General features: G+C 69.1%; 23 protein-coding genes. 10 read left to right on the forward strand and 13 right to left on the reverse strand.

Features of this window, described 5'->3' with window-relative positions; translation table 11 throughout:
- Nucleotides 1-62 precede the first annotated feature (62 nt).
- Nucleotides 63-989 carry a TIGR03564 family F420-dependent LLM class oxidoreductase gene (locus ACFVBH_RS16665; protein ID WP_379002331.1) on the reverse strand — a complete coding sequence of 309 codons (927 nt, stop codon included), beginning with the start codon at nucleotides 987-989 and terminating at the stop codon, nucleotides 63-65.
- Between the two features lie 1,217 nt (nucleotides 990-2,206).
- Here ACFVBH_RS16665 and ACFVBH_RS16670 point away from each other — a divergent pair.
- Together ACFVBH_RS16670 and ACFVBH_RS16675 are read left to right on the forward strand one after the other, a co-directional pair.
- Nucleotides 2,207-3,796 carry an ArnT family glycosyltransferase gene (locus ACFVBH_RS16670; protein ID WP_379002332.1) on the forward strand — a complete coding sequence of 530 codons (1,590 nt, stop codon included), beginning with the start codon at nucleotides 2,207-2,209 and terminating at the stop codon, nucleotides 3,794-3,796.
- A 229-nt stretch (nucleotides 3,797-4,025) separates the two neighbouring features.
- The gene (locus ACFVBH_RS16675; RefSeq protein ID WP_379002333.1) at nucleotides 4,026-5,195 is read left to right on the forward strand and encodes an alanine--tRNA ligase-related protein; all 1,170 of its coding nucleotides are present in this window, start codon (nucleotides 4,026-4,028) and stop codon (nucleotides 5,193-5,195) included.
- A gap of 118 nt (nucleotides 5,196-5,313) precedes the next feature.
- Here ACFVBH_RS16675 and ACFVBH_RS16680 read toward each other — a convergent pair whose 3' ends face one another.
- Nucleotides 5,314-6,567: a family 2 encapsulin nanocompartment cargo protein terpene cyclase gene (locus ACFVBH_RS16680; RefSeq protein WP_379002334.1), complete on the reverse strand. Its 1,254-nt coding sequence runs from the start codon at nucleotides 6,565-6,567 to the stop codon at nucleotides 5,314-5,316.
- A gap of 204 nt (nucleotides 6,568-6,771) precedes the next feature.
- Between ACFVBH_RS16680 and ACFVBH_RS16685 the strand changes: the two genes are divergently transcribed.
- Both ACFVBH_RS16685 and ACFVBH_RS16690 read left to right on the forward strand, forming a co-directional pair.
- Nucleotides 6,772-7,479, forward strand: a complete 708-nt coding sequence (locus ACFVBH_RS16685; protein ID WP_379002335.1) for a helix-turn-helix domain-containing protein — start codon at nucleotides 6,772-6,774, stop codon at nucleotides 7,477-7,479.
- A gap of 130 nt (nucleotides 7,480-7,609) precedes the next feature.
- The gene (locus ACFVBH_RS16690; RefSeq protein ID WP_379002336.1) at nucleotides 7,610-8,887 is read left to right on the forward strand and encodes an APC family permease; all 1,278 of its coding nucleotides are present in this window, start codon (nucleotides 7,610-7,612) and stop codon (nucleotides 8,885-8,887) included.
- A gap of 33 nt (nucleotides 8,888-8,920) precedes the next feature.
- On the opposite strand, the gene ACFVBH_RS16695 is transcribed toward ACFVBH_RS16690, so the two are convergent.
- Nucleotides 8,921-10,462, reverse strand: coding sequence for a DUF4185 domain-containing protein (locus tag ACFVBH_RS16695; RefSeq protein ID WP_379002337.1), 1,542 nt, complete (start codon nucleotides 10,460-10,462; stop codon nucleotides 8,921-8,923).
- Between the two features lie 164 nt (nucleotides 10,463-10,626).
- On the opposite strand from ACFVBH_RS16695, the gene ACFVBH_RS16700 reads away from it, so the two are divergent.
- Complete coding sequence (locus tag ACFVBH_RS16700) at nucleotides 10,627-11,301, forward strand: DNA alkylation repair protein (protein ID WP_379002338.1); 675 nt, start codon at nucleotides 10,627-10,629, stop codon at nucleotides 11,299-11,301.
- Here ACFVBH_RS16700 and ACFVBH_RS16705 read toward each other — a convergent pair.
- Nucleotides 11,292-12,008, reverse strand: a complete 717-nt coding sequence (locus tag ACFVBH_RS16705) for a hypothetical protein (protein ID WP_379002339.1) — start codon at nucleotides 12,006-12,008, stop codon at nucleotides 11,292-11,294. The genes ACFVBH_RS16700 and ACFVBH_RS16705 overlap by 10 nt on opposite strands.
- 230 nt (nucleotides 12,009-12,238) lie before the next feature.
- Between ACFVBH_RS16705 and ACFVBH_RS16710 the strand changes: the two genes are divergently transcribed.
- Both ACFVBH_RS16710 and ACFVBH_RS16715 read left to right on the forward strand, forming a co-directional pair.
- Nucleotides 12,239-13,423, forward strand: a complete 1,185-nt coding sequence (locus tag ACFVBH_RS16710; RefSeq protein WP_379002340.1) for a 4-hydroxybenzoate 3-monooxygenase — start codon at nucleotides 12,239-12,241, stop codon at nucleotides 13,421-13,423.
- A 13-nt stretch (nucleotides 13,424-13,436) separates the two neighbouring features.
- Nucleotides 13,437-15,122 (forward strand): methyltransferase, encoded by a 1,686-nt coding sequence (locus ACFVBH_RS16715; protein ID WP_379002341.1) that lies wholly within the window; start codon nucleotides 13,437-13,439, stop codon nucleotides 15,120-15,122.
- A 115-nt stretch (nucleotides 15,123-15,237) separates the two neighbouring features.
- Here ACFVBH_RS16715 and ACFVBH_RS16720 read toward each other — a convergent pair whose 3' ends face one another.
- Nucleotides 15,238-15,882, reverse strand: coding sequence for a nitroreductase family protein (locus ACFVBH_RS16720; protein WP_354985239.1), 645 nt, complete (start codon nucleotides 15,880-15,882; stop codon nucleotides 15,238-15,240).
- Between the two features lie 117 nt (nucleotides 15,883-15,999).
- Here ACFVBH_RS16720 and ACFVBH_RS16725 point away from each other — a divergent pair, with 117 nt between their 5' ends.
- A complete protein-coding gene (locus tag ACFVBH_RS16725) occupies nucleotides 16,000-16,458 on the forward strand; it encodes a MarR family winged helix-turn-helix transcriptional regulator (protein ID WP_379002342.1) in 459 nt (152 codons plus the stop codon).
- 101 nt (nucleotides 16,459-16,559) lie between these two features.
- Nucleotides 16,560-16,928, forward strand: coding sequence for a nuclear transport factor 2 family protein (locus ACFVBH_RS16730; RefSeq protein WP_379002343.1), 369 nt, complete (start codon nucleotides 16,560-16,562; stop codon nucleotides 16,926-16,928).
- A 196-nt stretch (nucleotides 16,929-17,124) separates the two neighbouring features.
- On the opposite strand, the gene ACFVBH_RS16735 is transcribed toward ACFVBH_RS16730, so the two are convergent.
- The 4 genes from ACFVBH_RS16735 to ACFVBH_RS16750 all read right to left on the reverse strand — a co-directional run bounded on the left by ACFVBH_RS16735 (nucleotide 17,125) and on the right by ACFVBH_RS16750 (nucleotide 20,599).
- Nucleotides 17,125-17,610, reverse strand: coding sequence for a peptidylprolyl isomerase (locus tag ACFVBH_RS16735; RefSeq protein WP_354985242.1), 486 nt, complete (start codon nucleotides 17,608-17,610; stop codon nucleotides 17,125-17,127).
- A gap of 112 nt (nucleotides 17,611-17,722) precedes the next feature.
- Nucleotides 17,723-18,613 carry a DUF5995 family protein gene (locus ACFVBH_RS16740; RefSeq protein WP_379002344.1) on the reverse strand — a complete coding sequence of 297 codons (891 nt, stop codon included), beginning with the start codon at nucleotides 18,611-18,613 and terminating at the stop codon, nucleotides 17,723-17,725.
- A gap of 235 nt (nucleotides 18,614-18,848) precedes the next feature.
- A complete protein-coding gene (locus ACFVBH_RS16745; RefSeq protein ID WP_354985244.1) occupies nucleotides 18,849-20,018 on the reverse strand; it encodes an NADH:flavin oxidoreductase in 1,170 nt (389 codons plus the stop codon).
- On the reverse strand, nucleotides 20,018-20,599 hold the full coding sequence (locus tag ACFVBH_RS16750; protein WP_354985245.1) for a helix-turn-helix domain-containing protein: 582 nt from the start codon (nucleotides 20,597-20,599) through the stop codon (nucleotides 20,018-20,020). The genes ACFVBH_RS16745 and ACFVBH_RS16750 overlap by 1 nt, the downstream gene beginning before the upstream one ends.
- Nucleotides 20,600-20,758: 159 nt before the next feature.
- Here ACFVBH_RS16750 and ACFVBH_RS16755 point away from each other — a divergent pair, with 159 nt between their 5' ends.
- The gene (locus ACFVBH_RS16755; RefSeq protein ID WP_379002345.1) at nucleotides 20,759-21,634 is read left to right on the forward strand and encodes an alpha/beta fold hydrolase; all 876 of its coding nucleotides are present in this window, start codon (nucleotides 20,759-20,761) and stop codon (nucleotides 21,632-21,634) included.
- An 11-nt stretch (nucleotides 21,635-21,645) separates the two neighbouring features.
- Here ACFVBH_RS16755 and ACFVBH_RS16760 read toward each other — a convergent pair whose 3' ends face one another.
- From ACFVBH_RS16760 to ACFVBH_RS16775, 4 genes are all read right to left on the reverse strand, one after another.
- Nucleotides 21,646-22,245 (reverse strand): TetR/AcrR family transcriptional regulator, encoded by a 600-nt coding sequence (locus ACFVBH_RS16760; RefSeq protein WP_354985247.1) that lies wholly within the window; start codon nucleotides 22,243-22,245, stop codon nucleotides 21,646-21,648.
- Nucleotides 22,232-23,098 carry an alpha/beta hydrolase gene (locus tag ACFVBH_RS16765; protein ID WP_354985248.1) on the reverse strand — a complete coding sequence of 289 codons (867 nt, stop codon included), beginning with the start codon at nucleotides 23,096-23,098 and terminating at the stop codon, nucleotides 22,232-22,234. Before ACFVBH_RS16765 ends, ACFVBH_RS16760 begins: the two co-directional genes overlap by 14 nt.
- 139 nt (nucleotides 23,099-23,237) lie before the next feature.
- The gene (locus tag ACFVBH_RS16770) at nucleotides 23,238-23,948 is read right to left on the reverse strand and encodes a helix-turn-helix domain-containing protein (protein WP_379002346.1); all 711 of its coding nucleotides are present in this window, start codon (nucleotides 23,946-23,948) and stop codon (nucleotides 23,238-23,240) included.
- Between the two features lie 298 nt (nucleotides 23,949-24,246).
- Complete coding sequence (locus ACFVBH_RS16775) at nucleotides 24,247-25,191, reverse strand: SMP-30/gluconolactonase/LRE family protein (protein WP_379002347.1); 945 nt, start codon at nucleotides 25,189-25,191, stop codon at nucleotides 24,247-24,249.
- Between the last annotated feature and the right edge of the window lie 275 nt (nucleotides 25,192-25,466).

Genomic DNA, 25,466 nt, shown 5'->3' on the forward strand with positions numbered 1-25,466 from the left:
GTGTGACACGGCGGCGAGAACGGGCCGGGCGACCGCGATTCGGCAGGGCAGCGGCGGACGAGCTAGGCGGCGGGCACGCGGTCGGCGGCGAGCCGGCCGGCCAGCGCCCAGGTGCGCAGTTCGTCCTCGGGTGTACCGAGGTCGGTGCTGGTGAGCACCACTTCGGTGGCTCCGGCGTCGTAGTAGCGCTGGATCCCCGCCGCGACGGCCTCCTCGTCACCGATGAGCGCGAGATCGACCGCACGGTCGGCGCCCTCGAGGTCGATGACCCGGCGATAGGACGGAATCCCTTCGTAGAACGCGAGTTTGCCCACCGCGGCGGCCCGGAGCGCCTCGGGATCGGCGGTGACCACGGCCGGGACGAAGGCGACCACACGCTGCGGCTTGGCAGCTGCCCGGGTGAGCGCCGGGACGATGTGCTCGGCCAGGGTCCGCGGCCCGGCGAGATACGGCAGGATCCCGTCGGCCAGTTCACCGGTGACCCGCAGCGCCTGCGGACCCATGGCGGCCACCAGCACGGGCGTCCGCGACTCGGCTCCGGGCACGGCGGTCGGCAGAGCGGGTGTGGCGGTGAGGAATTCACCCGTGAACCCGGCCGGCTCGTTGCCGAGCAGGCCGGTCAGCGCGGTCAGGAATTCTCGCAGCACAGCGATGGGACGGTCGAACGGGACGCCGAAGGCGCCGGACACCAGCGTCGATCCCACGGCCAGTCCCAGGTGATACCGCCCGTGGGTGGCGGCCTGCGCGGTCTGGGCCTGCGCGGAGACGATCAGCGGGTGGCGGCCGGTGACCGGAATGGCCGAGGTGCCAACCTGCAGCCCGGGCACCTCCCGGCCGGTGACAGCGGCCAGCAACGGCGAGTCGTAGTCCATGCGCTGCCCGAACCAGACGGCGCCGACGCCGAGTTCGTGCACCGTCCGGGCACGGGCCACGATGGCATCCACATAGTTGTCCGCGTCGGTGGCGGCGAGTGCGATTCCGAGAGTCATACCCGGGGAACAGGACGGTGCGGCACACTGTTCCGCCGAGGCCCAAATGAAATCAGTTAGAACACAACTGTTTTCGCCGCAGCCTGCCTCTGGTCGAATCGGGAGGACCTGTGCGGTGCGCGATTCGGTTCGACACCGCCGTTCAACACCGCCGTCCGGGCAAGGGCAACAACCTGATCCCGCCCCCGACCGCGCCCCGCGCGGGAGACCGCCCCGCGACGTCCGATCGCGTCGTGTCCCATTGGCTCGCCGGCGACTGACGGAATCGAGCGGAACCCGTTCACGCGGAGCGATCCCGGCCCCAGAGCAGGCGGCGATCCCAATGCCGAGGCGGCGCAATCGTTCCCGCGCACCCCGGCCGCGCGGTGACCCCGGGGCGGGCGAGCGCCACGACCCCGGGCGAGTGCCGCCCGCGCGCACGGGCTCGGCTACTGTGAGAGGCGGATAGGGGGAATGAATCGGTCATCGTATCGGCCGGTGGGGGGCGTGATCGAGGAGCGGGTGTACGTTCGGACCGGCGAAGTGCGCCGTCCACTTCCGTTCGCACTCCGAGTGACCGGTTGAAGCTAAGACCGTCACCAATTCGGTGATGCCCGCATTTGCGTGGCAATTGAATGGGCAAGCCCCCAAAACCATGGGCTCAGGGTGAAACCTTGCAGATCACGGAACGAGCACGGCGACTTCCGGAGCGCCGTGCCGAAGCGGCATGCGCAATTCCCGGAAGTGAATAGATACTGGCGAGTAGGGGGATTCCCGGTTTCCGGGGCTTGAATCTTGGAGCGGTTGCTGTGGAACAGGCATGCGGGCGTCCGAGTGCGTTCTTCACCACACCACCGCCCCCGGTTCAGCACGCCCACCAGCCGAGTTCGAGCCGCTACCACACCGCGCCCCACTATTGCCAAATCATTGCTGATCAGGGCGGAATTTAGCAGAGGCATTCATCTCACGCGCCACTCATGACCCGGGTCACATTGGCAAGCCTGACCTACGCTACCAATTGAAAGCAATCCGCTATTGCCGCTATCGCCAGAGCATTTGCGCACTCTAGTGATAAGCACTAACGTTTCGCAAAACTGCGCAATCCGACAGGACCGCGAGCGCCCAGCGCTCACATTGTTCGCTGCCGGGAGGAATCGGTTCACCAGCGAACAGAGGGTGACGCCACCTGCGCAAGGTGACGTCGAGCGCGTCGATCGGAAAGTTGCAAGGGGAAGTACATGACAGCCGTACTTGCGGTTCATACCGAGCCGGAAGCAATTCCGGCTCCCCATCCGCGGTTCGCCTGGCGCGAAGTCGCGCTCGTCGCGACGCTCTCCGCGGTGGTGCTGACCGTGACAGCGGGCCGCTACGAGTTCTTCGGCGACGAGCTCTACTTCCTCTCGGCCGGGCGCAGGCTCGACTACACCTACGCCGATCAGGGCGTCGTGGTGCCGTTCTTCGCCTGGCTCGCCGACCTGGCCGCACCGGGATCGACGATCGCACTGCGCTTTCCCGCGGTGGTGATGTGCGTCGGCGCGATCGTCGTCTCGGCGCTGATCGCCTACGAGCTGCGGGCCGATCGCCGGATCCAGCTCGCCGCGGCCTTCACCTACGCGACCACCAGCCTGATCACCACCCAGGTCGCGCTGAGCACGTTCTCCTTCGACGCCACCCTCACCGCCGTGATCACCTGGCTCTTCGTGCGCTGGGTGCGCGTCCGGCAGGACTGGCTGATCGTGGCCGCGGGCCTGGTGGCCGCGCTGGACATGCAGGTCAAGTGGATGGTCCCGCTGGTCTGGGGTTGCCTGGGCCTGGGCGTCATCCTGTGCGGTCCGCGCGAGATCCTGCGCCGCCCCGCGCTGTGGGTGGCGACCGGCATCCTGGCCCTGTCGCTGGTGCCGATCCTCTACTGGCAGTCGCAGAACAACTGGCCGCAGCTGGCGATGGGCAAGATCATCGGCGCGGAGCAGGACGCCACGGGCTTCGGTCCGCTGGGCTTCATGCCGCAGTGGCTGGCACTGGCCGGCATGCTCGGCTCGGTGCTGATCGGCTTCGCGTTCTGGGGCGTGTGGAAGCAGGAATCGCTGCGCCCGTACCGCTTCGTCGTGGTGGCGCTGGTGATCATGACCACCTTCGTGATCGCCACGCACGGGCGGCCGTACTACCCGACCGGTTTCTTCCCGGCCATGTTCGCGATCGGCGCGGTCACCCTGTGGCAGTTCGACCGCAGGCGGTGGATGAACATGCTGCTGGTTCCGATCGTCGTGTTCTCCGCGCTGACCTACGTCCTGGCGCTCACCATGCTGCCGCTGTCGCCCTCGTGGCGCACCCAGACCGAGGACGCCATCGACCTGGGCGTGCGGTCCGGCCTGTTCGGCACCACCAACTGGACGACGCTGGTCGACACCGTCGCCGACGGGTACGAGACGCTGACGCCGCAGGAGAAGGAAGACGCGGTCATCGTCTCGCAGGGCTACTGGCAGGCCGGAGCCGTCGAGGAGTTCGGCGGCAAGCACAACCTGCCCGATGTCTACAGTCCCAGCCGGGGTTTCGGCTTCTTCGGCCCGCCGCCGGACTCGGCCACCACCGTGATCTACTTCGGGCTCAATACCGCCGAGGCCGATCTGCGCTCGCGGTTCGATCGGGTCGAGCGCGTGGCCGAACACGACGATCCCATGGGCATCCCGGGCATCGACCGCATGATCGCGGTCTGGAAGTGCAGCGGCCCGAAGCAGCCGTGGTCGTCCATGTGGGACACCATGACCACGCTCTACTTCGACCTGGGCCACTGGCAGGACCCCAACGCCACCACCCGTCCCATCCGCTGAGCGACCCCGCCGAAATTCGGTCGTCCCACCCGCGCGGTCGTTGCTACGGTGGGGCCATGCAGGTCAATCAACGCAGCGCTGTCGCGGCCGCACGAGCTTCCAGCTCGCCGGTCGCCGCTGCCTGACCTGATTCTCCCCGCCGCGCGACCGGAAACGGTCCGCTGTCGGTGTGCCTGCCGTACCTGGTATTCGGGTCGTTTCCGGTCGTCCTCACCTCGATGGAGCAACCGTGATCACGACCGATCAAACCGTCCGGACCTTTCTCGACTTCTTCCGCGACCGCGGGCACCGGTTCACACCGGGCGATTCGCTGGTGCCGCCGCCGGGTGATCCGGTGCTGTTCACCACCTCGGGCATGCATCCGCTGACCCCGTACCTGCGCGGCCGTCCGCATCCGCTGGGCCGGCGGCTCACCAATCTGCAACGGTGCCTGCGCACCACCGATCTCGACGAGGTCGGCGACGACACCCATCTGACCGTGTTCGAGATGCTCGGTTCCTGGTCGCTGGGCGACTACGACGGCTCGCGGAGCCTGCGCTGGGGGCTGGAACTGCTGCGCGACGGCTTCGGCATCGATCCCGGGCGGATGCACGTGACCGTGTTCGGCGGTGACGACGAGGTCGGGCCCGATCACGAATCCTGGGACACCTGGGGCGAACTCGGCCTGCCGGTGGAGCCGACCACGCGGGAGAACTGGTGGTCGGGGCCGACCGGGTTGTGCGGCCCCGATTCGGAGTTCTTCGTCTGGACCGGCGCGGGAACGCCGTGCGGGACACCGACCACCGACGACCGCTGGCTGGAGGTCTGGAATCACGTCATGATGCGCTACGTCCGGCATTCCGACGGGAGTCTGGAGCCGCTGGAGCGGCCCGGGGTCGACACCGGGCTGGGGTTGGAACGCCTGGTCCGGGTGCTGGGGCACAGCGATTCCGTCTACGGGATCGACCTGTTCCGGCCGTGGGTGCGCACGCTGCCACGACTCTGGGACACGCTGGACGAGCGGTCGGTGCGGGTGCTCTCGGACCATGTGCGCTCCAGCATCGTCATTCTCGGCGACGGGGTCGTTCCCTCCCCCACCCGGCGCGGTCATATTCTGCGGCGACTGCTGCGCCGCACCTTGACCACGCTGTGGCGGGACGATCCCACGCGCACGCTGTCCGATCTGCCCGTGGAGCTGATCGGCGGCACCCTGGATCATTTCGGGCAGTCGATGCGGCCGGACGATGTTCGCACCCTGCTGCTGAAGGAGGAGCGCGGGTTCGAGCTGCTGTTGCGGCGAGGGCGAAAAGTACTGTCCCACAGTCGCTTCGGCGAACAGCTGACCGAGGATGACTACCGGTATCTGCACGATACGCACGGGCTGCCCCGGGAGCTGGTGACCTATCTGAACGGCGAATGACGCACGGGGATTAAGAGATTCGGCAGCGCCACAGGTTCGCCCTGTTCGACAGGCCCGGGCTTCCCCTTGTCCGCACTGGAATCCGGTGCGGACGAAGGGTTTCCGTCGCCGCCCCGCCTCAGCGATACCGGGGATTCGTGTTGTGCCACTCGAAGGATCCGCCCATCCAATTGCGGACGCCGTGCAGGAACAGCTGCAGTTCCGGGGACGGAATCGCGCGCAGGGCAAGGTGTCCGGCCTCGAACTCGCGGACCATCCTGTTGTGCAGCTCCACGGTGATCTCCACGGCGGTCGCCACCGAGCAGGCGCGGTCGGCGGCTATCTGGAGCACCATGTTGCAGACGGGGTTCTCGTCGGCGGCGTCCTTCTTCACCGACAGCAGGTCGTTGACCAGGACCGCGATCGTCCCGGCCTGGAACGCGGCGCGGCGGACGCGGTCGTCGTAGAAGAGGTTGGCCGGGAGTTCGTAGCCCGCGACGGGGTCGATGAGGGTCATCGAGGTGTAGAAGCTGTCGTGCTGACGGGCGGCGAGATACTCCCAGGCCGTGGGTGATTGGCCGGTGTGCCGCCACGCGGCGTAGGCGGTCCAGGACACGAACATCGAGAAGGTGGCGTAGCAGGCGCGCTGCACCTGGTCGGGGGTGGCGTGCCTGCGCAGGTGCGAGACCGCGGAACCGAAGGCGCGCAGCACCTTGTCCTCGCGCAGCACCTCGTTCAGGGGCGTGCTGAACTCGCCGGCGTCCGGGACCGGATCCAGGGCCGCCATGGCCAGGGTGAGGCGCTGCGGGAGCCGGGTCGGTTCCGCGCCCAGGGCCGAATCGTCGGCATAGTAGTCGTCGGCCATCCACCACGCGGTGTTCATCTGCGCGGCGACGAGCAGGCGGTCCGGATCCTCGGAATCGGTGTGGGTCAGCGTGACCAGGCGGCCGTATCCGGTCCGGCGCAGCTTGCCGACCTCGTCCTCGGTGCAGCCGATCGACGCCGCCCAGGCGGCGAGGCGATCGTCGACCTCTGCGGCGAGGCGATCGTCGACGCGGGCCACCGGTGCGCAGTACAGCGGGGGGCCGGAGCCGTCGCCCCATTCGACCAGCCGATACGGTTCGATATCGGCGGTGGGGCGGCGCAGCGGGATGTGAAAGGCGCTCTCGCCCAGGCGTTGTGCGCCGGGTGCGCAGTGGTCGCCGGAAGCGGTTGCGGCGGTGGCGGGTTCGGTTTCGGCATCCGGGGGCCGTGGTGAGAATCGACGGGCGAGCTGGGTGCCGAGCCCGCTCGGCCCGTTCAGGATTCCGGGCGGAATCTCGCCGAGCGCATCCGCGGCCGCGCCCGCGGCGGGGGCGATCTCACCGGTCACTGCGTTATCAAGGCTTGTCATCGTGCTTCTCCCGCCGTGCGGATCATCAGGTGGCAAAGCGTTGGTAGTGGCATCTCGACTATCGGACCTCGGGCCACGCCGCGTGGGCGTTTTGCTCGGACGCGGGGCAGATGCCCGTGCGTCGCCGCGGCGGGGCGCGGTGGCGCTACCCTGGCGGAAGTGCGGATCGAACCGGTTAGCCCGGCGCGAACGCCGGTGGCATGGATGCGACCCGGGCATATCGGATACGTAGGACCGGATCTCGGGGTCGACCGGCATGCGCCCGCGGTCGCGATGCTGAGCGTCGGGCTGGACGCGCCACTGGAACTGCACACCGGCGCGCACGGGGTGATTCGCACGCGCAGCTCGTTCGCCCCGGCGCGCACGCCCCATCGCATCGTGGCCACCGCGGGCTGGATTCTCGCACTGTTCGTGGAGCCCGCCGGTATTCCGGCCATCACGGACGAGATGAACCGCACGGCAGGCCCTTTCGGCCTGCACCACCGCCGCGAGCGGGAGCTGATCCGGCTGTGCGCCGCCGAGCGCCCCGATCCGGATCGGATCTACCGGCTGGCGATCACGGGCGAGGCCCGGCCCGCCGATCCGCGAATCGAGGCGGTGGCGAACGCGATTCGCGCCCACCCCGCCCGCACGTTCCGCGCCGATCGGGTCGCCGCCGGCCTCGGCCTGTCCACCACGCACTTCCTGCGGCTGTTCGCCGAGCAGTACGGCACCACGTTCCGCGGTTACCAGCGCTGGGTTCGCATGTCCCGCACCATTCGCGACGCGATAACCGGCACCGACCTCACCCGCTCCGCGATCGACGCGGGCTTCGCAACCCCCTCCCACTTCAGCGAGACCTTCCGCGACCTGATCGGGCTGCCCGCCACCACCATGCTCCGCGCCGGAATCCGATTCGACCTCGGCGAATGATCGACCGGGGCGCGGCGGACCCGGGCCCGCCGGCGCCGCAGCGGCATCCGCCGACCGGGCCCACGACGGCGGCACCGGCCGGAGGGTCGCTCGGGGCGCGCGAGCTGCCGGTTTCGGCGAGACTCTTGGCATGGCGCCCAGTACTGCACCGACGCCCGCGAGCGGCGAACTGCGCCGCCGGTTGGGGTTGACCGACGCGGTCGTGATCGGACTCGGGTCGATGATCGGGGCGGGGATCTTCGCCGCGCTGGGGCCGGCGGCGCGGGCCGCGGGGTCGGGGGTGCTGCTCGGGCTCGGGATCGCGGCGGTGGTGGCGTACTGCAACGCGACCTCGTCGGCGCGGCTGGCGGCCCGGTATCCGGTGTCGGGCGGGGCGTACGTGTACGGACGGGAGCGGCTCGGCGAGTTCTGGGGCTTCCTGGCCGGCTGGTGTTTCGTGGTCGGCAAGACCGCGTCCTGTGCCGCAATGGCTTTGACGGTGGGCGCGTACGCCTGGCCGGAGCACGCGCACGTGATCGCGGTCGCGGCGGTGGTCGCGCTGACGGCGGTGAACTATCGCGGGGTCGAGAAGTCGGCGCTGGCGACCCGGATCATCGTGGCGGTCGTGCTGGCGGTGCTCGCGGCGGTGGTCGTCGCGGTGTTCGCCTCCGGTGCCGCGCACGCCGACCGCCTGGAGACCGACTCCGATCTGACCGTCCTGGGTGTGCTGCAGGCGGCGGGCCTGCTGTTCTTCGCCTTCGCGGGCTACGCCCGCATCGCCACCCTCGGCGAGGAGGTGCGCGACCCGGCCCGCACGATCCCGCGCGCGATTCCCCTCGCGCTGGGCATCACTTTGCTGGTGTACACGACCGTCGTCGTCGCCGCGCTGAGCGTTCTCGGCCCGCAGGGCCTGGCCACCGCGACCGCCCCGCTGACCGAGGTCGTCCACGCCGCCGGCGCATCGTGGCTCGCACCCGTGGTCCGCGCCGGCGCGGTGGTCGCCGCCCTCGGCACCCTACTGGCTCTGCTCCTCGGCGTCTCCCGCACGACCCTGGCCATGGCGCGGGACCGCTTCCTCCCCCACGCCCTGTCGGCCGTCCACCCCCGCTTCGGGGTCCCCCACCGCGCCGAACTGGCGATCGGCCTGCTGGTCGCCGCGACCGCCGCGACCGCCGATCTCCGCACCGCGATCGGCTTCTCGTCCTTCGGCGTCCTTCTCTACTACGCGATAGCCAACGCCGCGGCCTGGACCCTCACCCCCGCCGAAAACCGCCCGCCCCGAGCGCTTCCCGCGCTCGGCCTCCTGGGCTGTCTGACCCTGTCCTGCACCCTCCCCACCCCCGCGGTCCTGACCGGCGCGGCGGTGGTAACCGTCGGAGCCCTGCTGTACCTGATCCGAAAAGCTGTGCACACCAACGATTCCCACTGAGCGACCCGCGGCCGTCGAACCGGCCGCCGCGGGTCACTTCAGCGTCGCGTGCATCAGGTAGACGTTGTAGCTGTTCCAGGCGGACATCGTGAAGTAGAGGTCCTTCGCGGTCGACCAGGGGTGCAGGAAGCCACCGTAGGCGGTGGGATAGTCCTCGGTCGTCAGCAGCGTGGTGGGGGGTGACCAGGCGCCCTGGGGTTCGGCGGCGGTGCGCAAAACTATCGACTGGGTGGCCGAGTCCAGGTAGACCATCTGCCATCGGTCGGATTCGCGGTCGTAGCGGATCGAGAGCTCACTGGCGGTGCCGGAAACCAGTGGGGTGGCGCGGAACTCGTTCGCGCCGTCGGCCGCCACCCAGGTGCCGTCGATCCAGTACTGGTAGGCGGATTTGTTCAGGACCTGCGTCGCGGGGACGCGGCCGAGGCCGATCGTGCCGAATCGGCCGTTGGGCGTGCCGAACATGTAGACGTAATCGCCGTGCGGGACCATCGTCGCGACCTGGAAGCGGCCCGCGCCGAACAGGTTGTCCCAGCGCGCCCATTGGGATTTCGTCCAGGTGCGGCCGTTGTCGTCGGACCACGCGATGCCGCCGTGGTTGGTCCACCACATGCCAGGGATCTTGCTCCAGCGATTGATCGACATGTACGTCAGGTACTGGCGGTCGCCGACGGCGAACCCGGAGGTGGGAATGGTGGTGTGCTCGAAGTTCTTGATCTTGCGGCTGTCCAGGATCTCGGTCGCGTGGCAGCTGCTGTCCTGGACGAAATCGTCCAGGATCAGGCCGGCGGACAGGTCCGGGTTGCTGCTGTAACCGATGACGTTGCTGCGCCAGTCCTGCTGATCGGTGCCCGCGCCGATCGGTTTCCAGCCCCTGCCGAAGGTGTCGCCGAAGACGACCGCGACCTGGCCGGGCCTGGTCTCCCACATCAGTCCGAGATCGGTGCCGTCGACCGACCAGCGCATATCGGTGCGATTGGGCGACCCGTGCCCGGTCACCTGATTGACCAGCCGCACCGAGTCCAGCTGTGGCGCGGCCACCGGAGCGGCGGCGGGCGCGGGGGCGTCGGGCTGCCGGGCCGCGGCAGGCGGTTCCTGCGGCTCGGGGCCCTCCCCGCCCGGGACCGGAATCGGGATCGGCTCGGGATCGGGTTGAATCTCCACCCGCGGCAGGCTCGCCCCGCTCCCGCTGCCGGGATCCGTGGCCGGATTCGCGGGCGCGTCGGACCGGACCTCCGGGCACGGGTTCGCGCACGGGTCGGACGGCAGGGCCACCGGGTCGATGCGGGTGGCGTCCGGCTTCGGGCCGGGAATCTGCACGGGGACCAGCTGCGGCACCGGTACCGGGATCTTGATATCCGGTTGCGGCGTCACCGATCCGGGCTGCGGCTGCCGGGCGAGCGGGTCGAATCCCGTCTCCCCGCACTCGTTCACCGGCGGGGCGGCCCACGGCCGGGTCGGCGCCGCGAGGGCTGGCGCGGCCGGGACCAGCGCGACGCCCAGGGTGAGCACACCGGAGAACGACAGCGCCGCAACGACTTCAGGACGCGACAGCAATCGGCGAGGCCGGAATCCCATGGGCGCGCTTCTCCTAATCAAAGATCAAACCGCCCCACTCTATCCAGCCGCCCGCGAATGTTCAGCCCGGAACCGCCGCGAGTCCGCGAACACCGGGGCGCGCAGGTCACACGGGTGGGTTCGTAGGCTGGACCCGGTCGTACGTCGAGGAACAGGAGGCCGGGATGCCAGAGGTGACGGTGGCCGAGGTCGTGGCCGAACTGCGGGCGATGGACGAGCCGAAGGTCCGGGCCGTCAACGAGCGCCACGGTGACGATCACGGGGTGAACCTGACCAAGCTGCGGGCGGTCGCCAAGCGCCTGAAGACCCAGCCGGACCTGGCGCGGCAACTCTGGGACACCGGGGACGGCGCGGCGCGGCTGTTGAGCATCCTGATCTGCCGGCCCAAGGCCTTCGACCGCGACGAGCTCGACGTCATGCTGCGCGCGGCGCGGACGCCGAAGGTGCACGGGTGGCTGGTGAGCTACGTGGTGCAGAAGAGCCCGCACGCGGAGGAATTGCGGGTGGCGTGGCTGGCCGATCCGGACCCGGTGGTGGCGAGCGCGGGGTGGGCGCTGACGGTCGAGCGGGTGGCGAAGCGGCCCGCGGGACTGGATCTGCCCGGACTGCTCGATGTCATCGAGGCCGAGATGAAGGACGCGCCGGAACGCCTGCAGTGGGCCATGAATCACTGTCTGGCGCAGATCGGGATCGAGAGCCCGGAACTGCGCGCGCGAGCCGTGGACATCGGTGAGCGGCTCGAAGTGCTGAAGGACTACCCGACCGCACCGGGGTGCACCTCACCGTTCGCGCCCAGCTGGATCGGCGAGATGGTGCGCCGGAAGGCCGATCAGAAATAGACGCCGGGGAAGCAGTAGCCCGTGACGAGCTGGCGGTCGCCGTAGCGCACCGAGTTCGAATCCCAGTGCGCGCCCATGCTTTCCACGAAAGTCCGCGCAACATCGAGATCGGCGCGATCGGCGACCAGGATCAGCGTGCCGTCCTCGGTCAGGGAACCGCCGCCGAGGCGGTCGCGCGCCACCGGATCGGCGAGCAGCGCGTCGTGGAAACGGGCGAGGTCGACGCCGGGCACCCGGACCAGGAAGCCGTCCGCGCGTTCGTGATCGGCGGGCAGGAACTCGATCCCGAGCACCGCTTCCTGCCGGTACCGCACCTTCAGATCGTCGGCGATCCAGCAGAGGTTGTCGCGGCCGGTGCAGGCCAGCTCGAAGCGGCGGGCCGGCTCGTAGGTGATCCGCTGCGAATCCTGGGACCAGAAGACGCCGTCGACGGGTTCGGAGTGCACCGTCAGGCCGAGTTCCATTGCCGCGGTGAGGTTCACCTCGAGCTCGAACTGGGTCAGGGGGTCGTTCAGCCGCGGGTCGGCGGGATCGGTGATCGTGGCGGTGTTCCAGGTGCCGAACAGTTCGGCGGTGGGCCGCAACGGATCCGCGAGATCGCACGAGGCGGGCCCGTACGCCGCGGCGGTATCGGAGCCCGCGGTGAGCAGTCCCCCGGTGAGCGTGATGACGGCCGCGAGCGCGGCGGTGAATCTGGCAATGATCATTTCGGTCGTTACCCCTCTCGAGAGGGTCGAGACACGGCGTCTGCCTGAACGAACGAGAACACTCGAAGTGTATTGCGATGGGGCCGCCGCCATTCGAGAACGGCCGCGCCGACACACGATACGAACCGCTCGGTCGGGATTCCGTGCAGGTAGAAGGCTGGAATCACGCCGCGACACGCGGCACCACGCAGCACGGTCCAAGGGCCCGAGTTGATCTAGGCTCCGATCCCATGTCTGTGGGGCGGAGCGATCACACCACCGAGGTCCTCATCCTCGGAGCAGGGCCGGCCGGTCTGGTACTCGGCAATATCCTGCAGGCCGCCGGAATCACCACGGTGATCCTGGAGCGCGGCGGTCGCGCGCACATCGAGCAGCGTGCGCGTGCCGGATTCCTGGCCCCCGGCAGCGTCGCGGTGCTGAGCGCCCACGGCCTCGACGCCGGCCTGCGGGCGCGCGGGCGCACCCATGAGACCTGCGAATTCCGCAGCACCACCGATCGTTTCGAGCTGTCCTACGGGCAACTCGGACGGCGGGAAGTGCACACGGTGTATCCGCAACAGCAGCTTGTCACCGATCTGGTAGCAGAATATCTGCGACGCGGTGGAGAACTGCGTTGCGACACGACCGCGGAGCAGATTCTCGACCATCGCGGGGATCGGCCGCGCGTGCGAGCGCGCACGACCGACGGCGGCGAACTCCATTTCACCGCAAGCTACCTCGCGGGTTGCGACGGCGCGCGCGGCCTGGCCCGCGCGACCATCACCACGCCCCGGTCCACCTGCGAGTACGGCATCACCTGGCTGGCACTGCTGGCCGAGGCGCCCCCGACCAGCGACACCGTCATCTACGGCGTGCACCCCGACGGCTTCGCCGGGCAGATGCCGCGCAGCCCCGGCATCACCCGCTACTACCTGCAGTGCGCATCGAACGAGGAGCCGAATCAGTGGAGTGAGCAACGCATCTGGGAGTCGCTGGCCGCCCGGCTGGGCGCCGAGCGCTACGGGGCCCTGCGCGAGGGGCCGATCATCGAACGCGGGCTGGTCCGGCTGCGATCGGAGATCCTCGATCCGATTCAGCAGGGGCGACTGTTCCTGGTGGGCGACGCGGCCTCCTCGATCAGCCCGTCCGCCGCCAAGGGCGCCAATCTCGCGATTCTCGGTGCGCAGACCCTGGCCCGGGCGCTCACCGCGGCGTTGCGGTCCGCCGATGATTCGGCGCTGCAACGCTATTCGGACGACTGCGTACCGCGTATCCGGCGGGCGCACGAGTTCTCGCACTGGATGATCGGGCTGCTGCACCCGCCCACCGGACCCAATCCCGGTTTCGAACGCGAGCTACAGCGTGCCCGGTTGCACAGCCTGGCCGGCTCGAGAACACATCAGGACTTCTTCGCGGAGAACTACGTCGGCATTTGACACAGGAGGATGCGTGACCCGTTCGCTGGCAGTACCGTCCCGGATGGATTCGATCGACAGCGAACGCTTCGGCGCGGCTGTGCGATTCGTCAGAACCCATGACACCGCCGCGGTACTGGCCGAGATGTTGCCCGAACTGACCGCGGCCGAACACGCGGCGGTGGCGGGGCATTGCACATTCGCGCATACGGCGGTCCTGGTATTCCCCGAAGACGCGGGGGAACTCGACAAGTTGTTCACCGCGCACGGCCTCGTCCCCGTCGCCGACGGACCCAGCACCGTCGTACGGCGCAGACTAGCCGTGCGGCACGGCGTCCGGGACGACCGGTTGCCCGTCCGCATCGTCCGGGCGGACATTCCGGCTGCGGACGGAAATGATTGTGAGATAGAGGTTTTCGTGCTCATGGGCGAGCACGATCAGATCGCGGCGGCCGAGCGGGCCGACTCCGCCGAATCGCATCTCGCGCTCGCCACCGGCGAGATCGACGACATCACCCTCAACGGCCTGCGGGCCGTGCTGACCGGTCGCGGCAAGATGCGCTCGGACGGCGGCGGTTACAACCCGCACGAGGACGCGACGATTCTCTACTTCGCGTGTACGAGCGGGCGAGCGCTGTCCTACCGGCGGCTGGAACTGCATGTGGCGGGCCACCATCCGGAGGTGCTGGGCACGCATCTGGGCGAGACCCAGGAATCGGGCCATCGCCTGCTGCGCCTGCTGACCGGGGCGTGGACCACCCAGGCGCTGGCGGTCACCGCCGAACTCGGCATCGCCGACCGGCTCGCCGTCGCACCGGGGCTCCCCGTCGCCGAGCTGGCCACCCTGACCGGCACCGATTCCGACGCGCTCGGTCGTCTACTGCGATACCTGCACGATCTGGAGGTCGTCGAGCCCGCCGGGCCGGGGTTCGCGCTCACCGACACCGGGGCGCTGCTGGCGAATGAACGGGAACATTCGCTGCACGCGCTGGCCCGGTTGTACGGCGGAGCCTTCTACGAATCGTTCGGGGCGCTCGACTTCGCGGTGCGCACCGGGAACACCGCGTTCGACGAGCATTTCGGCAGGCACCATTTCGAGTACTTCGCCGCGGATCCGAAGCGGGCGGCGCTGTTCGACAGCGCGATGGCGGCCAGTGCGGCGATCTTCGGACGGGTCGGGCATCTCATCGATACCGCCGCGGCGCACACGGTGGTCGACGTGGGCGGCGGCAACGGTGAGCTGCTGGCGCGGGTGCTCTCGGTGAATCCCGAACTGCGCGGTGTGCTCTTCGAACGCGAGAGCACACTGGACCGCGCTCGCGTCACCTTCGAACGGGCGGATGTCGCGGGCCGGTGCGAGCTGGTCGCGGGCGACTTCTTCGGTACGGCCGTGCCTTCCGGGAGCGATATCTACCTGCTCTCGCGGGTGCTGCACGACTGGGCCGATGCCGAATGCGATGCGATCCTGCGCCGCTGCGCCGCCGCCATGACCGCGGACGCGCAGCTGTACATCATCGAAAGGCTGCTCCCCGAAGATGATTCACGGTCGTTGACGCCGGCCTGGGATCTGCACATGCTCTGCAATGTCGGCGGGCGCGAACGCACCACCACGCAGTTCCGGGAACTGCTGGGCGCGGTCGGCCTGGAAATCACCACCTGTGACGAGTTGCCACTGGGCTTCGCGCTGCTGCGCGTAAGGCACACTCGCACCGCTCGATAACCACCGGCTCCACCCCCGAAGTGCCGTGACAGCGATGCTCCCACCGGATTCCGGTCGGGGGCATTGTTGGTTTCGGGGCTCGGTGCGAGCGGCAGCGCACGGCCGCGCGTTCGGCTCACCAGGTGTTCCAGTGCAGCACCTCGTCCCGGGAAACACGTTGCGCCGGGCGAAAATCGGTGCCGACGGTGTACGCCAGCGGGATGAACGCGGCGAGCATGACCCGGTCGTGGTCGACCCCGAGAACCCCGGCCAGTTCCCGCTCCAGCGGCGCCTGCGCGGTGGTCCACACGGTGCCGAGGCCGCGGGCGCGCGCGGCGAGCATGAAGCTCCAGACCGCGGGCAGGATGGAACCCCAGGTCCCGGCCTGTTCGGTCACCGAGGTCCGGTCGGTGCGGCCCTCGACCGCGGGGATCACGATGGCGGGTACCCGATGGATGTGCCGGTACAGGTGGTCCACCCCTTCGGCGATCCGGGGCCAGGATCCGTGCGCGTTCATGCGATACACGTCGCGGGAGGTCAGGGGCATCCCCTCCGCGAGATGCACCGCCCTGCGGTAGATGTCGGCCACCGCCGCGCGCTGATCGCGATCGGTGACGACCAGGAAGTGCCACCGCTGGCGATTGCGCCCGGTGGGCGCCTGCGTCGCGAGGTCGACGCACTCCTCGATCAGCGCCCGTGGCACGGGCCGCGTGAGGTCGAGGCGGCGGCGCACGGCCCGGGTGGTGGACAGGACCTCATCGGCGGACAGGTTCAACGACATCGCATGCCTCAATTTCGTCTGCTCACAAATCATCTGCACCAAGACGATATGACCATAGGGCGGCGATCATCTGCCGTCAAATGATCTGCACACAGATGATTGCGTTAGAATGCGCCCATGGCCAGGACCGATCCGCGCGCACAGTCCCCGTACCTCCCCGAACTCGCGGCGGAACGACCGGATATCGCACTGTGCCGCGCCTCGGCGCTGGTGGCGCGGGCGGCCGAAGCCGCCGCCGCGCATACCGAACTGGGGGTGGGCCAGCACCTGGTGCTGAAGATGCTCGCCGCCGTCGGCCCTTCTTCCCAGCAGGCCCTGAGCGCCGAACTGCGCATCGACCGCAGCGTCATGGTCGGCATCGCCGACGACCTCGAGAAATCCGGATACGTTCGCCGCGAACGCGATCCCGCCGACCGCCGCGCCTACGCGGTGACGCTCACCGACCCCGGTCGTCGCGCCCTGGCCGCCGCCGAGCGCGAGATCCCCGGTTTCCTGGACGAGACCTTCGCCGCCCTGACCCCCGCCGAGCGGACGACCCTGACCGATCTGCTCACCAAAATCCTGTTCCCCGCCTGAGGAATTCGCGCGCGCCATCGAGGACCCGGAAACCGGAACGCGATTCGGACCGGGCGGTGGTGGGAGAATTCGGACGTACCTGCGAGCCCGAGGATGTCGACATGACCGAGCCCTCTTCAACTCTCGAACAGCTGGTGGACACCTACTGCACGGCGTGGAGCGATCCCGACCCGGCGCGGCGGCGCGAGATCCTGGCGCGGGTGTGGGGCGAGGGGGCGACGTACACCGACCCGCTGGTGCACGCGGCGGGGGCCGAAGAGCTGCTGGCGCACATCGATTCGGTGCTGACGCAGCGGCCGGGGGCGATCGTCATCCGGACCAGCCGGATCGACGGGCATCACGGGGTCGCTCGATTCGAGTGGCGGGTGGTCGAGGCCGACGGTAACCGGCTGCCGACCGGCATCGACTTCATCGAGGTCGACGCCGCGGGGCGGATCGCCCGGGTCGTCGGCTTCTTCGGGCCGCTCTGACGCCGAGACGCTCGTGCACGTCATCGCCGCGACCTGCTGGGCGGGCGGAATTCCGGGGTCATCGGCACGGTCCGCGACCTACTCGGGCGCGAACCCGTCGATGTCGCCGACTACGCCCGCGAGGCGGTCGCGGCCGGCGCGGGGCAGCGGAGCCGACCCGCGCCACGCGATCGGCGCGGCAGGTCGGCCGAGCCGATCAGTGGTGGTGGTCGTCGTCACCGTGCGGGTGGCCGTGGGCGAGCTCGTCCGCGCTGGCATCGCGAATGTCGACCACGCGGACCTCGAAGGTCAGGCGCTGCCCGGCCAGCGGGTGGTTGGCGTCGAGGGTCACCTCGTCACCGGCCACCTCGCGCACGGTGAGGATCTCCATCTCACCGTCGGGCGATTCGGCGGCCAGCTCCATGCCCACCTCGATCTCGTCCACGCCCTCGATGGCGCTGCGGTCCACGGTGCTCACCAGCTCGGCCAGGTACTCGCCGTAGCCGTCCTCCGGCTCGACGACGACCTTGACCTCGTCGCCGCTGGCCTTGCCCTCGAGCGCGCGCTCGAGTCCGGGCACGATGTTCTCCGCCCCGTGCAGGTACTCCAGGGGCGCGTCGCCGACGGACGTGTCGATGACCTCACCCTCGTCATCGGTCAGGGTGTACTCGATGGATACGACCTTGTTGGCGGCGATCGACATGGGAGTGACCCCTTTCGCATAGGAATACTGAACGAGCCAATCTATCCCCGCTCCCGATCTCCCGCCCGCCCGGCTGGCCAGGCGGGCGGTTACGAGATCGACGGACACCGGCTCAGGACGCCGGGCAGTGCGAGTGATGCGGAGCCGGGTCGGTGCGGGCGAACAGGCGCAGGATGATGTCGCCGAGCAGGTTGGAGAGGGCGTCTATCTGGTTCTCCACCTCCTGTTTCGCCGCCGGGGTCGGGGCCAGCAGCAGCTGTTCGGCTCCGCGCCAGGCGTATTCGCGCCAGATCTGGATCACCTGGCCGAACGCCACGGCGGTCAGGGGCTCGGTCTCGTAGGGCGCCGCCATCGCGGGATCCGCCGCGCCGTAGAGGACGGCCAGTTCCTGGACGGTGCCCTGTTCGGCCGCCGCGAGCAGCGCGTTGATCTTCTCGTGGTCGGGTTTGTAGGACGCGCCGTCGGGGGCGGTGACGCCCATTTCGGCGATCACGATGGGCAGATCGTGGGTGATGTGCGCGTTGTAGGCGGCGGCCACGTTGCCGAACACGGTGAGGGAGTGGTCATCCGAGGCGCGGAAGTTCTGCCGCCAGGATTCGGGAACCAGGTCGGGCCGGCCGTTGCGGTAGTAATTGTCGATGGCGTCGAAATAGTGGTGCGCGTAGCTGGTGGACCAATCGTTCACATGGGCCGGATACTGGAAACCGCCACTGGCCCTGGCGATTTCCCGCTCCCCCTTGGTCGTGTGCAAATAACTCAGCAGCAGCGGCGCGTTGTCGTCGCATTCCCGGCGCATGACCGCGGCACGGGCTTCCATCTCGGCGATCGTGTCGTCGATGCACTGATCCGAGCCGCTCGGGCAGACGCCGTGCGCGGGCGTGTGCGGAATCGGCGCCGGCGGCAGCTGATAGGTCCAGGGCAGGTAGGGACCGCCCTCGGGAAAGAGCTGCCGGGAGATCTGCAACAGCGCCTGCATCGGCGGGAGATGGGCCGCACCGAGCACGAGCCGCGAACCCGGTGAATCGTCGACCGGCGGTTGCGCCGCGGCCGGGACACCGAGGAGCGTTCCAGCCAGACAGGCGATCGATACGGAGAGAGCAGCCCAAATACGCCGTCGCGCCATGCAATTCTCCCAGCGTCACTAACCGAATTCGGATTCGAGCAGCACCCCGCCGGTGGAGCAGTCTATGTCGCGTTATCGGCCGTCGCCGATAACCGGGATTCCCGGGGTGTCGTTCTCACCCCGGCGTCGCGGCCAGAAAACAATGGGTCCCCGAGTAGATGGTGGGCATGCATTTGTTGCAGTGAATGCACAGGGAGGCGGTGCCCGGTTCGGCGCGCAGGCGGTTGGGCAGATCGGGTTCGCGCAACAGCGCGCGGGCCATGGCCACGAACGAGAAGCCCTCGCCGAGCGCCTGTTCGATGGTCTCGCGGCGGGTGATGCCGCCGAGCAGGATGAGCGGGAGTTTCGTCTCCGCGCGCACGCGCCGGGCCCGATCCAGCAGGTACGCCTCCCGAAAGGGATACTCGCGCAAGAACTGCCGGCCGGCCAGGCGCAACCCCCAGCTCATGGGCGGCGGGAAGGCGGCCGCGAATTCCCGGCGCGGCGCCTCGCCGGTGAAGATGTACATGGGATTGAGCAGGGAGCTGCCCGCGGTCAATTCCAGGGCATCGACGCTGCCGTCGGCCTCCAGCCATTGCGCCACCTGCACGGCGTCGTCGATGGCGAAACCGCCGGGCACGCCGTCGTCCATGCCGAGTTTGGCGGTGACCGCGATGGCATCGCCGACCGAATCACGCACCGCGCGTGCGATATCCAGCGCCAGCCGGGCGCGATTGCGCACGGAGCCGCCGTATTCGTCGCGGCGGCGATTCAAACGCGGGCTCAGGAACGAACTCACCAGATAGTTGTGCCCGAAATGTATTTCCACCGCGTCGAATCCGGACTCGATCGCCAGCCGCGCCGCGTCCGCGTGCGCGGTGACCACGCGTTGCAGATCGGACGCACTGGCGCGGCGCATCATTCGCATGCCCAGCGGACTCGGAATTCGATGCGGTGCGTACGCGGGCAGCCTATTGGACGCGGCGTTGGCCACCGGCCCGGCGTGGCCGAGCTGGGCGGATACCGCGGCTCCGGCGTTGTGCACCGCGTCGGTCAATTCCCGAAGGCCCGCAACGGCTTCGGGTCGCATGTAGATCTGGTGCCGGTCGGTGCGGCCCTCGGGCAGGACCGCGCAGTAGGCGACCGTGGTCATCCCCACCCCACCGCGCGCGTGCCGGACGTGGAAGTCGATGAGTTCGGGGGTGACCAGTGCGCGCGGGGTCGCGCCCTCGAAGGTCGCGGCCTTGATGATGCGGTTGGGCAGCAGCACCGGGCCCAGCCGGGCCGGTGCGAAGATCTCGGTCATCAGTGCGTAAGTCCTGCCACTACAAAGGTTTTCAGGGAGTCCACGGGGACCTGACGGGTGCGCGGCGCGGCCGAGAGCGGGTCGCCGAAGTACTCCAGGACCAGGGTGAAGGCCAGCCCCCAGCGGGCCGCGGCCGCGCGCGGGGACAGCTCGGGCCGGATGGCGCAGAGCAGATCGGCCCACGGTTCGAGCGCGAACCATTCGGCGCTCCACGCCTGTTCGCGACCGCCCAGCACGACGCGGGCCAGCAGGTGCAGGCGCAGCCTGCCGACCGGGTCGTCGGCGAGTTCGGCCAGCGGGTCCACCACCACGTCCACCAGCTCGGTGATCGCGGGCATCCAGCCCTGCGCCCGGCGCTCGCTCACCGCGTCGAGCTGCTGCCGCCAGATCGGCGCGAGCCGATCCTCCAGCAGCGCCGCGACCAGCGCCTCCTTGGAGCCGAAGTGGTAGTGCACCGAGGCCGGATTCATACCCGCCGCGGCATTCACCGCCCGCACCGACACCGCGTCGTACCCGGATTCCAGCAGCAGCCGCTCGGCGACGGCCAGCAGTTTCTGCCGCGTCGACAGATCATCGTTCACTCGGACCACCCGCCCAGTAGAACACGTTTCAATCGACGGTTCAATCACTGATTGAAAATCGGGGGCGAGCACGCTCACGACGCCCCGCGCTCGCGGTGACCGCATCGAGTCGGGCAGGATCGGAACGTCCGATGGCTTCGCAGTGCGGCAGGAGATCGTATGAGACCCGAACTCGTGGACTGGATCGAGCGCGGCGAGTATTTCGAGCACGGCGGCAACCGGATCTTCTACATCCGGGAGGGCAGCGGCCCCACCCTGCTGCTGGTGCACGGATACCCGTACAACTCCTATGACTGGCACCGCATCTGGCCCGAACTGACCGCGCACTACGACGTGATCGCGCCGGACATGCTGGGAATGGGCTTCTCCGACAAGCCCGTCCGGCACGGGTACAGCGTCCTGGACCACGCCGACATGCACGACGCGCTGCTCGCGCATCTGGGGGTGGAACACACCCTGATGCTGGCCCACGATCTGGGAGTCAGTGTGGCGCAGGAACTCCTGGCCCGCCGGAACGACGGGGTCCCGGCGGCCGGGATCGACGCGGTCGTCTTCCTCAACGGCGGGCTGTTCATCGAGGTCTACCGGCCCCGCCTGGTGCAGCGACTGCTGACCTCGCCGCTCGGGTACGTTCTCGGGCCGCTCATGACCGATTCCGTCGTGTCCGCGGCCACCCGCGAGATGTTCGGCCCGGACACCAAGCCCACCGACGACGAGATGCGGGTGCTGCTGGAGGTGCTGTTCCACAACCGCGGGCGCTTCGTCTCACACCTGGTGGGCCGATTCATCGAGGAGCGCAAGCAGTTCCGGGAGCGCTGGGTCGGGGCGCTGTTGCGGACGCCGGCCCCGCTGCGGCTGATCAACGGGCCGGTGGATCCCAATTCGGGTGCGCACATGGCCGCGCGCTATCGCGAGGTGATTCCGGACCCGGACGTGGTGAGCCTCGAGAACATCGGCCACTGGCCGCAGTTGGAAGCGCCGGACGCGGTGTTCACTGCCGCGCACGAATTCCTGCGACGGCACGCGACGACCTGATTCGACCGCGCTCAGGGGCGCAGGATGCCGGCGATCAAGAGCATGATCGAGTGCTGGGCCTGTGCCCGCGCGGTGTCGGGATCCGCCGCGTGCGCGACGATCAGCGACGCCTCGCTCAGCGCGCTGAGCAGCAGTTGCGCCAGGACCTGGACGGGGACGTCGCCGATCAGCCCGGCCGCGCGGGCGCGTTCGAGCTGCGTGGTGATCAGGCCCAGCCCGTGCGCGTTCTCGAACTCGCGCCACGCCTGCCAGCCGAGCACCGTCGGGGCGTCGATGAGCGCGATCCGCACCATGGCGGGCCGGGTGCAGATCTCCATGAACAGGCCGACGCCCACGGCCATGCCGCCCATCACATCCGCGGGATCGCCCGCGGCCATGGCGGTTTCGATCTCGGCCATGGCCTCGGCCTCGATCTGCTCCAGCACGGCCAGGAACAGCCCGCGCTTGTCGCCGTAGTGGTGGTGCAGCGCGCCGCGGGTGACGCCCGCGGCCGCCACCAGATCCGCGCCGGAGGTGCCCGCGAAGCCGCGCTCGATGAAGAGCCGGCGTCCGGCCTCCTCGAGCGCGGCCCGGGTGGCGCGCGAGCGATCCTCCTGGCTACGGCGTGGCATGCAGCCGAGTGAACTCCAGGATCGACCTGGTGAGCAACTCGGGCTGATCCTCGGGCAGGAAGGTGTAGGAGTCGTCGATCACCGTGAGGGTGGCATCGGGCAGGTCACGGACCAGATGTTCGGCGTCGGCGAGCGGGAAGAGCTTGTCCTCGCGCGCCCAGACCAGCAGCACCGGGACCTTCACCTCGGCGAATTCGGCGGCCGCGGCCAGGGTGTAGCTCTTGTTCAGCGTCCGGAGCACGCGCCGCAGGTCCCGGCGGATGTCCGCGGACCGGCGGCTGGGCAGCAGGTAGGAATCGCCGATCTCGGGCGGCACCGGCCGCTTGGCCACCCAGCCCAGTACCAAGGGCAGCCGATGCAGCGCCCGCCAGCGCAGCGCCTCGGTGAGCGGGCGAATCGACCCGGGCACCCGGGCGAGATAGGGCAGGATCTTGAACGGCTGCGGCGGGAAGTTGCCGTAGCTGTCCACGGCGGCCAGCACCACCCGGCCGATCCGGGAGCGATCCCGGGTCAGCAGAATCTGGGTGATGGCGCCGCCGGTGTCGTTGGCCACGATCGTCACATCGGTGAGGTCGAGCGCTTCGAGGAAGGCGGCGATCAGATCGGCGATCCCGGCCGGGGTGAGATCGGCTGCGGGCAGCGGAATCTCGTGTGCGCCGAAGGGCCAGTCCGGGGTCAGGCAGCGGTGGCCGGCCGCGGCGATGTCGGGCACGATCTTGCGCCACAGATCGGCGTTGACCAATAGGCCGTGCACGAATACGACGGGCGGCCCGTCACCGGTGTCGTGGTAGCGGACGCGGCCTCCGGGCAGGTCCACTTCGCGTGCGGGTCCGAGGGATGTACTGGTTGCCATGGTTCGTCTCCAATGCGGTCGGTACCGATCAACTTTTACATACATACCGTATGTATGTCTATGGGACACCGAACGACAGTGGAGCGCCGGCCGAAAGGAAGGGGTATCGGCCGACGCTCCAGCAGGACATACGCGCGAATCAGCGGGTGAGTTCAGCCCGCCAGCGATCGGCCGCGCGGGTGACGTCCAGCCCGACTTTCTCCAGGTACTCCCCCATGCCGAGCAGCCTGGCCCCGGCCGGCGTCTCCGTGCCGAGCGTGCCCGCCCCGGCGCGGGCGGTGGCGGCGAGCTGCTCATTGGCTCGCACCCCGGCGAGAGTGGCTCGATACCAGGCGGATTCGTCGATGAAGTAGCGGTCGCGACGGGTGCCCACGTCACGTTCGCGGCGGATGAGTTCGCGGCCTTCGAGGTCGCCGACCGCGGCGGAGATGGTCGCCGGGCTCACCCGCAGCCGGCGCACCAGCTCACCGGCGGTGACACTGCCGGAATCGGCCGCGTACAGGCAGGCGAGCACGGCCGCCGCCATTTTGGGGATGCCCGAGCGGACGAACAATTCCGCGAAGCGATCGCGGAAATCCGCGACGACGTCGGGATCGCGGCCGTATTCATCGGCCCCGGTGAGCTTTTCGATCGGCTTGGGCCGGATGACCCGGCGCCGGGAGCGAACCACGGTGGCGGCGTGCGCCAGGTCGGCGCGATAGTGGCCGGGCCCGCCGTTGCGGGTCACCTCGCGGCTGATCGTGGAGGTGGGGCGGCCGAGCCTGCGTGCGATCTCCGCGTAGCCGAGCCCCTGCGTCAAACCTGTTGCGATACGCCGACGGTCGTCCGGCGTGAGTCGTCCTCCGGGCATCGGGACACCTCCTTCATCGGTTGCGGCCGGTGGCGGAGACACTCGCCGCAGCCGGCACGCGCCCAGGGGGAGCCCGTCGGAAAAGCTCGTCGCAACCGCCTCTCCTATTGCAACACAGCGAAGCCCCGCGCGTAGGGGGCTGAACCGTACCGTCACCTTTACACTCGTATTAACCTGGTGTTATCCGCTTTTCGTGCGCATTACGCGATAGGCCCGGTTGCGAATGCAAAGTAGCGTTCGAGCTCTCCCGAACATACGCCGGGCCGGAAATCGAATCCCCGGCCCGAGGCACGAATGTTTACGGGGTCGCGGTCCGGGCGCCGGGATCGAACCCGCCGGGAATCTCGTAGATCACCCCGGTGAAAGTCGCGCCGAACAGCCGCCCGGCCGAGAACCCTTGGTCGCCACGGCCGTAACTCACCACGCTGGTCAGCGCTCCGCCGGTGCCGAGCACGCAGAACTGCCCGGGTGCGTCGATCCGCACCACCTGGCCGGACGGATTGAGCGGCACCACGGGGCGATCCGCGACGTCCAGGGTCAGGCCGTCCGGCGCGGCGAAATAGTCGGCGCCGCCCAGATCCAGCAGCGACTGCGGGGCCCAGGGCGCGGCGACCGGGATCCGGCTCACCCCGGGAGCGGCGAAAGTCCGCGAGACGTAGAGGAACTCGTCGTCGCTGCTCAGCACCGCGCCGTTGGCGCTGGGGAGTACGGCCCAATCCGGCTGCACGACGCCATCCGGGTACACCCGGCCCACCAGGGTGGCGAAATCATTGGTGGCGTAGACGATTCCGTCGCGGGAGACGTCCATGCCGTTGGCTGCGCTCAGGCCCGAGGCATAGGGGGCGGTCGCACCGGTGTCGGGATCGACCGTCACGATGCCGGCGTGCCGCAGGCTGTCACCGGCCACCACGCGCGCGTCCGCGCCGTAGCCGACGAGCAACCGCCCGTCCGGGGTCCAGGCCAGCGCGCCCGCGCCACCGCTGGGGACCGTGGCGATCGGCACCGCGGGTGCGCCCGGGGCGTCGATGCGGAAGACCCGGCCGGTCGTCAGATCGGTGGTGAAGGCGCGGCCGCGGGCATCGACCGTCAGCCCCTCGAGCGCGCCGCCCACGTTCGCCACGGTGAAGGTGGGCTGCCCCGCGCCGGCGCAGACCGGCGCGGCCTGGGCGGGCGCGGCGGCCACGGAAACGCCCGCGAAGGCGAGCGTCGCAACGGCCATGGCCATTGATTGCCATGTGGTCATTTCGCACCTCGAAATCGTTCCGGATGGAGTGGGATTGGAGTGGAATATCGGCTGACGCAGCATCAGTCTGCCATCGTCCTGGTAATTTGTGCCGGTCGCGACTCCGTACCGAAAGGGATCAGCGTGTTCGGTGGTTCGGCAACGGTCGGCGGGCAAATTCGCGGGGCGGGCAAACGCGGTGGATATTTCGCGATCCTGGTTGCCGCGGCGACCGCGATATCCTGGGCGATACCGAGTGCGGCAGCGAATCCTGTCGCGGCACAACAACTTTCGAT

It is taken from the genome of Nocardia sp. NPDC057668, assembly GCF_042799795.1.
In the GTDB taxonomy this organism is placed as follows: Bacteria; Actinomycetota; Actinomycetes; order Mycobacteriales; family Mycobacteriaceae; genus Nocardia.